The following is a 9,166-nucleotide window of genomic DNA, read 5'->3' as shown; positions in this document are numbered from 1 at the left end:
GCCGATGGAGGGACTCGAACCCACGACCTGCTGATTACAAATCAGCTGCTCTAGCCAGCTGAGCTACATCGGCTTTTTACTTTCTAACATCTCAATTGAGCCATAAAAAAGTCCGTTATTTCTAACGGACTGCAAATGTAGACATTTTTAATATCTAACAAAACATTTTATTTATTTTTTTTAACTAATATTAGCTCTAATCTTTTCTTTTCTTTTTATAAGGACTCTTTCAAGCGATTGTACACAAACATCAGTACCCTCTTCAAAAGATTTTGCACTCTTTTTTACAATAAATTCATCCCCTGGGACACTTACCAATATCTCTACAATCTTATTTTCAGGTTTACTATTAGGTTCTAGCTTTAGAAACACATCTGCATGTATTATTTTATCATAAAATTGCTCTAACTTATTCAACTTCTTCTGGATAAATTCAATCAATTTTACATCTGGGTCAAATTGTGGTGCTTCAACAGTTACTTTCATATGCCACTTTATTTTAGGGTTAGAACTTTGGCAGCGCTACTGCCATGTTTATAAAAACATCAATCATTTTTTATTACGAGGGTGCGCATTTTTATAGACATTACGCAATGTTTTTATACTATTATGTGTATACACTTGCGTAGAAGCTAGGCTTGCATGACCTAACAAATCCTTTACTGTATTCAAATCTGCTCCTTGATTAAGCAAATGAGTAGCAAAAGAATGTCTAATTATATGTGGACTCTTTTTTATTTTATTTGACGTCCTACTAAAATAACCATTTATTATTCTATAAACAAGTGTATCATACAATTTAATCCCTTTCTTGGTAATTAATAACGGAGCATCATTTGTTCTTTGAACCAATTCATCTCTCTTCTCTAAGTACTTATAAATGGTATTGCATACATTAGGCAATAAGGGTATGATTCGTTCTTTGTTACGCTTACCTATTACCTTTACCGTTTTTTGGGAAACATCTACACTTCCTATTGTGAGTTGTATTAGTTCTGCACGCCTCATTCCTGTTCCATATAAAAGCTCTAACAACAAGAGATCTCGGATAGATTCAAAATCATCAGAAATGGATATCAAATCAAAGACTTCTGAAACTTCATTTTCAGAAAAAGGAATTTGAAGTTTTTTGGATGTTTTTAACGCTTTATGCTTTACCAATGGACTCGCATTAATAACTTCTATTTTCAAAAGAAACTTATAAAATGATTTTAAGGAAGCTATTTTTCGATTAATCGTTCTATTAGACACTCCTGTATCTGCAAGTAGAACAATCCAACTTCTAATCTGACTGTAGTGTATGGTTTCTAAATCTGTTTGATCATAGTTTGCTTTCGCGAAAGCGGAAAAAGCCTCAATATCTTTTTTGTACGCAAGAACTGTATGACTACTGTAATTTTTTTCTAATGTAAGATAGTCTATGAAAGCATTGAGATACATAATAATTCAAATTTTCTAAGTCACAACAGCTATTATGTAAAGAAACTCCCAGCAAATTTGATGAGATTCCCGCCTTCGCGGAAATAAAAAAACCGTTACTCTACAAAGATATACTTTATAAAGTAACGGTTATATATTTTGAAAGAGATGCTCTCTTTCCAATTATCCAAGCGACTCATGAATTCATGAGTGACGGATACTTCCTTTTAGATATTTTCTTTATCTCTAAGACCTTGTATGTACGCAGCCTTTTGAATTTCACGTCTTCTTACTACAGAAGGTTTTGTGAACTGCTTACGCTCTCTAAGATTACGCATTGTCTTAGTACGATCAAATTTACGCTTGAAACGTTTAAGCGCTCTATCTATATTTTCTCCGTCTTTTACTGGTATAATTAACATAGTGGGACCTCCTTTCTTTAAGTTCTTATTCGGTTTTCAGGGTGCAAATATACTACTATTAGTTATTTCTGCAACTTCCTATTGAATTATTTTAAGCTTTTGTTTCAGTTTGTGGCTTATATTCTTTTTTGTCAATAATCATTTTGGCTAGAATCTCTCTTAAAATCTCTGAGGTTCCTCCTCCTATCGGACCCAATCTACTATCTCTTAACAATCTAGCCATTGGGTATTCTTCCATATAGCCATACCCGCCTAACATTTGAAGACAGTCATAAATGACCTCATCTGCAATTTTTGTAGCTGTAAGTTTTGACATGGTGGCTTCTTTGACCACATACTCTCCTTTATTAAGGCGATAGGCAATAGCATAATTAAAAGCTTTTGACATTTCTACCTCAGCTTTACGCTCAGCTATTTTATGACGTAGTGCCTGAAAACGATCTATTGTTTGACCAAACGCCGTACGCTCCTTCATATATCCAAGTGCATATTCTATCGCATACTCTGCTCGTGCATGGGCATTAATCCCCATGATTAATCGTTCTGAAGCAAAATGCTGCATAATATAACCAAAGCCCTTATTTTCTTCTCCCATAAGGTTGGCTGCAGGTATACGAACATTATCAAATGCAATCTCTCCTGTATCTGAGGCTCTCCATCCTAACTTATCTAGTTTTGTAGCAGAAATACCAGGAGTATCACGATCCATTACAAAAATACTCATCCCCTTTCCTCCTAACTCAGGCGCTGTCTTTGCCGCAACAACTAGGTAATCTGAGTACACTCCATTTGTAATAAATGTTTTTGACCCATTTATAATGTAGTCATCACCATCTTTTACAGCAGTTGTTCTCATACCTGCTACATCACTCCCACCAAAAGGTTCTGTGATACACAAACAACCTATTTTTTCTCCTGTAATACTAGGTGCTAGATATTCTGATTTAATACGCGTATCTCCTTCGGCATTAATATGTGTCATTGCGAGATACGCATGTGCCCATATTGCGGCGGCAAAACCACCAGAGTTTATTTTTTGAAGTTCTTCAAGAAAGATCACTGTATAGAAAAAATCTAATCCCATACCTCCATATTCTTCAGGATAGGCGATTCCAAAAAATCCCATCTCTCCAAATTTTTCCCAGATAAATCGATCAATCTTTCCAGTTTCTTCCCAAGTATCTACATGTGGCACCACCTCTTTTTGAAGAAAATCCTGTAAGCTTTCTCTAAAGAGATTATGTTCTTCTGTAAAATATAATTCGTTCATCTTTATTCCTAAATTTAGACTTAAAACCGTGTTTTTGTTAAACAGACTTGTAGTTGTGCTATTTAACTGTCAAATATAACTTAATTCTAGTTAATTTATAGTCGGTCATACCATCTAGTTGAGACAATTCGTCCAACGATTTTATACCTTCGTGAAGGAGTCTATAATCTACAATCTCTTTTGCGAGATCAAAATTAAGAAGCGGAATCGTGGATAAATCGGATGCGGTTGCCGTATTCACATCCATATAAGAAACAGTCGGTTTTTCTTTTACAGTATACTCATTTAGTATAGCGCGTTTTTGTTTTGTAGTGACACCGTATACATCATACAATTGATCATCTATTTGATAGCCTCCTAATTTTTGAAGATGCCGTAAAATCTTATCACTAGCCACTTCGTCAATACTCTCTATAGACCGTAAATCTTCTAATGTGATTTTATTAAGATCTTTTTTCTGATCGTATGTTTTCCATTTCGGTTGAGATACATACTTTTTTCTAGGTGTTGGATTTGTCACCCAATCTGGAAATTTAAAGTAAGGAGAAATAGTTGCTAATAAGGAGTCTGAAACGTGCGTAACTTTTTTAAAATCTGCAATAGAGTTGATCCATTGTCCGCTTTCGCGAAAGCGGTGCAAACGATCCACCTCTTCTACACTCATTCCTAATGTATATCCTTTATAATCTGTGATATAATTAGGGTTGAAAGGATATCGTCTAGGCTTTCTGTTTTCAATTTCGATGACTTTTAAAGAGTCAATTTGCTTTTGAAATGCGATTACCTCCTGCTGCTCTTCTTCAGAAATAGCAATAGCCTGTGATGGCTCATAGAAAAACGAAACACTCATCAAAATAAGAATGAGTGCTACAAATACTAAAATCCCACTTCTCTTTTGTCTGTCGTAAAAGAAGTGGGATTTTGAAGTATTCATATTAAATCTATTTTTATGCGGTTTTACGCGCTTTTATTGCAGCCATATACTTATTGAATTCTTCTTTTACTTTTGGAGCTAAGATGACAATACCTACCATATTAGGAACCATCATTGCAAAAATCATAGCGTCCGAGAATCCTATAACAGATCCTAAACTCGCCGCTGATCCAATGATAACAAAAATACAGAAGATAAATTTATATAAGTATTCCATCTTTTTTGATCGTCCAAAAAGGAATGCCCATCCTTGGAATCCATAATAGGACCAAGAAATCATAGTAGAGAATGCAAACAACACTACGGCTACTGTAAGAACATAAGGGAACCAAGAAATAGCAGATTCAAAGGCACCAGAGGTTAATAAAATCGCTTGTGCGTCATTTAAGCTAGCGTTTTCAGCAGTAACATTCCCTGTAATTATCAATACTAATGCAGTCATTGTACATACAACTACCGTATCAATAAAAGGTTCTAATAATGCTACTAAACCTTCACTAGCAGCATACTTTGTCTTTACTGCAGAGTGAGCAATAGATGCTGAACCAACTCCTGCCTCGTTTGAGAAAGCAGCTCTTCTGAAACCTTGAACTAAAACTCCAATAGCACCACCAGCAACTCCTTCTGGACTAAAAGCTCCATTAAAAATCTGCATAAAAGCATCGCCCACCATATTGAAGTTTGCAAAAATCACAAAAAGAGAAGCGGCTACATAGATAACCACCATAAAAGGAACAATCTTATCAGTTACCTTGGCAATCTTCTTGATTCCTCCTATAATAACGATACCTACAAGTACGGCCATTACAAGACCAAACAACCATCCTTTTCCATGAATGAAAGACTCGCTTCCACCCGTAATGTTTTCTACTAATTGAAACGCTTGATTCACTTGGAACATATTTCCACCTCCAAAAGAACCTCCGATGACAAAAATTGCAAAAAGTACTGCCAAGATTTTACCCAGTCCAGCCATTCCTTTTAGTTTCAATCCTTTGGTCAAATAATACATTGGACCTCCATATACGGTACCATCTGCTTCAATATCTCTATATTTTACCCCAAGGGTACACTCCACAAACTTAGAAGCCATACCAAGTAGACCTGCAATGATCATCCAAAAAGTGGCACCTGCACCTCCAATAGACACTGCGATAGCAACCCCAGCGATATTACCCAAACCTACTGTAGCAGATAAGGCAGCAGTAAGCGCTTGAAAATGGCTTACCTCTCCTTCATGTCCTTCAACAGCAATCGTTTCTATAGCATCACCTCCTGGTGTAGAATCTCCAGCCATCACCATTGATTCGTGGTGATCTAAATCATCATACTTACCTCTTACAATATTAATTGAGGTCCAGAATCCGGTAAAATTTATAAATTTAAAATAAATTGTAAAAAATAATGCTCCTAAGATTAAAGGGAATAAAACCCAAAATATTTTGACATCCTCACTGAATGGGATTTGGTAGAAAATAAAGTTAACAAACCAACCTGTCGCACTTCCAAAAGCTTCGTCAATTCTTTGATCTATTCCTTTTTCTGTTGCTTCTTGAGCGAAAGTCAATAAAGGCATTAAAATAGCTGCAAGTGAAAGAAGATATTTCTTCATCATTTAATGTATGTTAGGTTATTATTAAAATTGGACAGCAATATGCGAAAAAAAAGCACCTTAATCAAAGAAATGGTCCTTAAAATCGATTGCAATTATGAAATTCCGAAAACCTGATGTAGATTTATAATTTGCTCTGGACGCCCAATCACAATAAGTTTTGAATCTTTTCTCAAAATAAGATCAGCTTCTGGATTAACGATATACTTACCTTCTGGTGATTTATAGCCTATAATAGTGCATCCCGTTTTATACCGAAAATCTATTTGTTTAATACTAACTTCTTGACCCGTTGGGCACACTTTTTCAAAGCTAATTTCTTCTACATTAATAGAATCTTCTTCTCCTACTACAGAAAGGTTGTCCAAAAATTCTATCAGGTCAGGCACCACAACAAGCGATGCCATGTGATCTCCTCCTATTCTATTAGGCATAATCACATTGTCAGCACCAGCGAGTTTCAATTTTTTCTGAGAGGTTTCATACTCAGCTCTACTTATAATTTTGAGACTCTTATTAAGTTGTCTCGCACTTAAAACAACAAAAAGATTATCTGCATCATCTGGTAGTGCAGAAATCAGCGTACTGGCACGTTCTACTCCTGCATTTATGAGTGTTTCGTCTTCATTTGCATTTCCCTTTACAAATAACGTATGTGGGTCTTCGTAACGATTTATAACATCATCGTCCATTTCTATAACAATAAACGGTTTATTATACGCTCTAAGCTTTTCAACTGCTTGTTGGCCATTACGCCCATAACCGCATACGATAATGTGATCAGATAATTGATCTATTTGTTTTTGCATTTTTTTATGTTTTAGCATATCATACGAGTTTCTACCTATAATATATTCTGTAATTATCGTAATGGCATATCCCACAATAACAACACTACATAAGATAAGAATAACGGTAAACAATTTAGCCTCTGGCGTGAGCGGGTTCACTTCTCCATATCCCACTGTAGTCACCGTTATAACAGTCATATACAAGGCATCTACCCACCCATAGCCAGCAATCATTTTATAGCCTAAAACGCCTATAAGAAGTGTTCCAGCTACAAGGGTAATAGCTACATATATTTTGGATTTAAAAAAATCAAACATAGGTTTATAAATCAAAGACAGAAGTCCGTTTTGTGTATACCAAATCTTTAAGCTTTAGTAAAAAAGCAGAGGTGAGGTATAATGCAAAACCAATACCTAGTGTTGCAAAAGATATATATATAAAAAATAATCGCACATTCTTTGCTCGCATCCCTAACCTATCTGCTAGACGAGAAGAAACATAAAATCCATGTTTCTCAAAATAATGCCTGATATTATATACAAGTTTCAACATAACTGCAAAATACGAAAGTATCTCTATATAATTAATATGATAATGACCATATATAATAGATTATATCCGTATTTTTAAATAAAAATTATGTTTGGACTTTTTGGGAAAAAATCACCCTTAGAAAAACTAGAAAAACAGCACAAAAAAGTACTAGAAGATGCCTTTAAACTTTCAAAGACAAATCGTTCTGAAAGTGATGCCTTATATGCAAAAGCTGCCGAAATAGAAAAAGAGATTGCAGCGCTTTCTGTTAATAAATAATTTAGAAATCTTTTCAGTAGTAGGCTGTTTTTGAAATCCCTATTTTATATTTGCCTCTATGGAACATTTCATCGTATCTGCAAGGAAATATCGCCCTCAAACATTTAATGATGTTGTGGGACAGCAGGCTATTACCAATACGCTTGAAAATGCCATTGCCCATGATCACCTTGCACAAGCACTCCTTTTTTGTGGTCCTCGTGGTGTAGGTAAAACAAGTTGTGCACGGATTCTTGCAAAGCGAATTAATCAGGACGAAAATACGCGCCCTGATGAAGACTTTGCCTTTAATATTTTTGAATTGGATGCCGCGTCTAATAACTCTGTAGACGATATTAGAAGTCTTATCGATCAGGTGCGGATCCCTCCACAAGTGGGTACATATAAAGTCTATATTATAGATGAGGTACACATGTTATCACAAGCAGCTTTTAATGCATTTTTAAAGACATTAGAAGAACCGCCAAAACATGCCATTTTTATCCTTGCGACTACAGAAAAGCACAAAATCATCCCGACCATATTATCACGGTGTCAGATTTTTGATTTCAAACGAATTACAGTAACCGATGCAAGAAAGCATTTGGTTCAAATCGCGCAAGAAGAAGGTATCGAGGCAGATGAAGAGGCGTTACATATTATTGCCCAAAAAGCAGATGGTGCCATGCGAGATGCTTTATCTATCTTTGATAGAGTCGTGAGTTTTAGTGGTAAAACGCTTTCGCGAAAAGCGGTCACAGAAAACCTAAACGTCTTAGATTACGAGACCTACTTTACTGCTACCGATTTTATTCTAAAAAATGATATCCCGCAATTGCTATTACAATTTAACGACATCCTCTCAAGAGGATTTGATGGACATCATTTTATTGCAGGACTTGCCTCTCATTTTAGAGATCTAATGGTCTGTAAAAATCCTCCTACCATACACCTTTTGGAAGTTGGTAATGAGACAAAAAAGAAATATTACGAGCAATCACAACAAACGGAAATGCCATTCTTATTAAAAGGAATTGAAATGGCAAATAGTTGCGACCTTACCTACAAAACCAGTCGTAATCAAAGACTCCTTGTCGAACTTTGCCTTATGCAGCTTGCCTCTATCACGTATGATGGAGAAAAAAAAAATGACAGCCCTTTCATAATTCCTCCGTCATTTTATAAACTATCACCAGAGAGTGCTCAAAAAGTAGATAGGACATTACAGACTACAGCAGCTATTGAAAAACAAGCCCCTGATAGTGAACAAACCCAAAAACAAGCTACTCATAGAACCACCGCAACTGAAGGATCAAATCAGTCGACATCATCACAACCCATAACACAAGAGCATTCTACAGAAGTAGTACAAAAGACGATTTCTGAAACGCCTCAACAACTTATAACACCAGAAACCCCAAAACCTAACATTGTTATTTCAAAAGAGCGGATTTCTGGATTATCTTTAAAAGGGCTACAACACAAAAAAGAAGTAGAAGAAAAACGTAAACAGCAAAAAGTTGATGTCACCAATCTACCAAAAGAGCCGTTTACTGAAATAGCGATGCAAGCCGTTTGGAAAGACTACGTAACCAAACTATCTAATCGAGGAGAAAAGATTATTGCTTCAAATCTAGAAGCAGATATTCCCAAACTACAAGGAACAGTCATTACATTAGAGTTTCCTAATGCGACCATGAAAGTAGAAGTAGAGCGAGCGCAAGGTCCCTTATTAGAATTTCTTAAACGCAAACTCAATAACTATGATATTACTTTAGACATCATAGTTAATGAAGAAATACAACGTAAATACGCGTACACTCCTCAGGAAAAGTATGAAAAACTGAAAGAGCAAAATCCTGATTTAGAAATTCTTAAGCGTGTATTTGACTTAGAAATATAATTTATGGAAGAAAAAGAACCTA

10 protein-coding genes and 1 tRNA gene are annotated in these 9,166 nt (G+C 35.5%); 2 read left to right on the top strand and 9 right to left on the bottom strand.

Annotated features, from left to right (window positions below):
• The 9 genes from Q0505_RS14090 to Q0505_RS14050 form a co-directional block, all read right to left on the bottom strand.
• Positions 1–73, bottom strand: a tRNA-Thr gene (locus Q0505_RS14090).
• A 107-nt stretch (positions 74–180) separates the two neighbouring features.
• On the bottom strand, positions 181–486 hold the full coding sequence (locus Q0505_RS14085) for an HPF/RaiA family ribosome-associated protein (RefSeq protein WP_299213993.1): 306 nt from the start codon (positions 484–486) through the stop codon (positions 181–183).
• A 63-nt stretch (positions 487–549) separates the two neighbouring features.
• Positions 550–1,440 (bottom strand): tyrosine-type recombinase/integrase, encoded by an 891-nt coding sequence (locus Q0505_RS14080; protein ID WP_299213989.1) that lies wholly within the window; start codon positions 1,438–1,440, stop codon positions 550–552.
• Positions 1,441–1,646: 206 nt separating this feature from the next.
• A complete protein-coding gene (rpsU, locus tag Q0505_RS14075; RefSeq protein ID WP_299213986.1) occupies positions 1,647–1,841 on the bottom strand; it encodes a 30S ribosomal protein S21 in 195 nt (64 codons plus the stop codon).
• Positions 1,842–1,932: 91 nt separating this feature from the next.
• Positions 1,933–3,111: an acyl-CoA dehydrogenase family protein gene (locus Q0505_RS14070; RefSeq protein ID WP_299213983.1), complete on the bottom strand. Its 1,179-nt coding sequence runs from the start codon at positions 3,109–3,111 to the stop codon at positions 1,933–1,935.
• 58 nt (positions 3,112–3,169) lie between these two features.
• Complete coding sequence (locus Q0505_RS14065) at positions 3,170–4,045, bottom strand: helix-hairpin-helix domain-containing protein (protein WP_299213980.1); 876 nt, start codon at positions 4,043–4,045, stop codon at positions 3,170–3,172.
• Between the two features lie 13 nt (positions 4,046–4,058).
• Positions 4,059–5,657 carry an alanine/glycine:cation symporter family protein gene (locus Q0505_RS14060; RefSeq protein WP_299213999.1) on the bottom strand — a complete coding sequence of 533 codons (1,599 nt, stop codon included), beginning with the start codon at positions 5,655–5,657 and terminating at the stop codon, positions 4,059–4,061.
• 95 nt (positions 5,658–5,752) lie between these two features.
• On the bottom strand, positions 5,753–6,766 hold the full coding sequence (locus Q0505_RS14055) for a potassium channel protein (protein WP_299213977.1): 1,014 nt from the start codon (positions 6,764–6,766) through the stop codon (positions 5,753–5,755).
• Between the two features lie 4 nt (positions 6,767–6,770).
• Positions 6,771–7,001: a PspC domain-containing protein gene (locus Q0505_RS14050; protein ID WP_299213974.1), complete on the bottom strand. Its 231-nt coding sequence runs from the start codon at positions 6,999–7,001 to the stop codon at positions 6,771–6,773.
• An 87-nt stretch (positions 7,002–7,088) separates the two neighbouring features.
• Here Q0505_RS14050 and Q0505_RS14045 point away from each other — a divergent pair, with 87 nt between their 5' ends.
• Both Q0505_RS14045 and Q0505_RS14040 read left to right on the top strand, forming a co-directional pair.
• Positions 7,089–7,262, top strand: coding sequence for a Lacal_2735 family protein (locus Q0505_RS14045; protein ID WP_299213971.1), 174 nt, complete (start codon positions 7,089–7,091; stop codon positions 7,260–7,262).
• A gap of 58 nt (positions 7,263–7,320) precedes the next feature.
• Positions 7,321–9,144, top strand: coding sequence for a DNA polymerase III subunit gamma/tau (locus Q0505_RS14040; protein ID WP_299213968.1), 1,824 nt, complete (start codon positions 7,321–7,323; stop codon positions 9,142–9,144).
• The last annotated feature ends 22 nt before the right edge of the window (positions 9,145–9,166 follow it).

The sequence above is a fragment of the uncultured Dokdonia sp. genome (genome assembly GCF_937910895.1).
In the GTDB taxonomy this organism is placed as follows: domain Bacteria; phylum Bacteroidota; class Bacteroidia; order Flavobacteriales; family Flavobacteriaceae; genus Dokdonia.
Note: the sequence above shows the minus strand (reverse complement) of the source record. Positions and strands in the feature narration are given on the sequence as shown.

What these genes read in the sequence shown, in the direction of transcription:
- Q0505_RS14070 (WP_299213983.1), bottom strand. Translation starts at nt 3,111, where the DNA reads ATGAACGAATTATATTTTACAGAAGAACATAATCTCTTTAGAGAAAGC.
- Q0505_RS14060 (WP_299213999.1), bottom strand. Translation starts at nt 5,657, where the DNA reads ATGAAGAAATATCTTCTTTCACTTGCAGCTATTTTAATGCCTTTATTG.
- Q0505_RS14065 (WP_299213980.1), bottom strand. Translation starts at nt 4,045, where the DNA reads ATGAATACTTCAAAATCCCACTTCTTTTACGACAGACAAAAGAGAAGT.
- Q0505_RS14055 (WP_299213977.1), bottom strand. Translation starts at nt 6,766, where the DNA reads ATGTTTGATTTTTTTAAATCCAAAATATATGTAGCTATTACCCTTGTA.
- Q0505_RS14050 (WP_299213974.1), bottom strand. Translation starts at nt 7,001, where the DNA reads ATGTTGAAACTTGTATATAATATCAGGCATTATTTTGAGAAACATGGA.
- rpsU (WP_299213986.1), bottom strand. Translation starts at nt 1,841, where the DNA reads ATGTTAATTATACCAGTAAAAGACGGAGAAAATATAGATAGAGCGCTT.
- Q0505_RS14040 (WP_299213968.1), top strand. Translation starts at nt 7,321, where the DNA reads ATGGAACATTTCATCGTATCTGCAAGGAAATATCGCCCTCAAACATTT.
- Q0505_RS14080 (WP_299213989.1), bottom strand. Translation starts at nt 1,440, where the DNA reads ATGTATCTCAATGCTTTCATAGACTATCTTACATTAGAAAAAAATTAC.
- Q0505_RS14085 (WP_299213993.1), bottom strand. Translation starts at nt 486, where the DNA reads ATGAAAGTAACTGTTGAAGCACCACAATTTGACCCAGATGTAAAATTG.
- Q0505_RS14045 (WP_299213971.1), top strand. Translation starts at nt 7,089, where the DNA reads ATGTTTGGACTTTTTGGGAAAAAATCACCCTTAGAAAAACTAGAAAAA.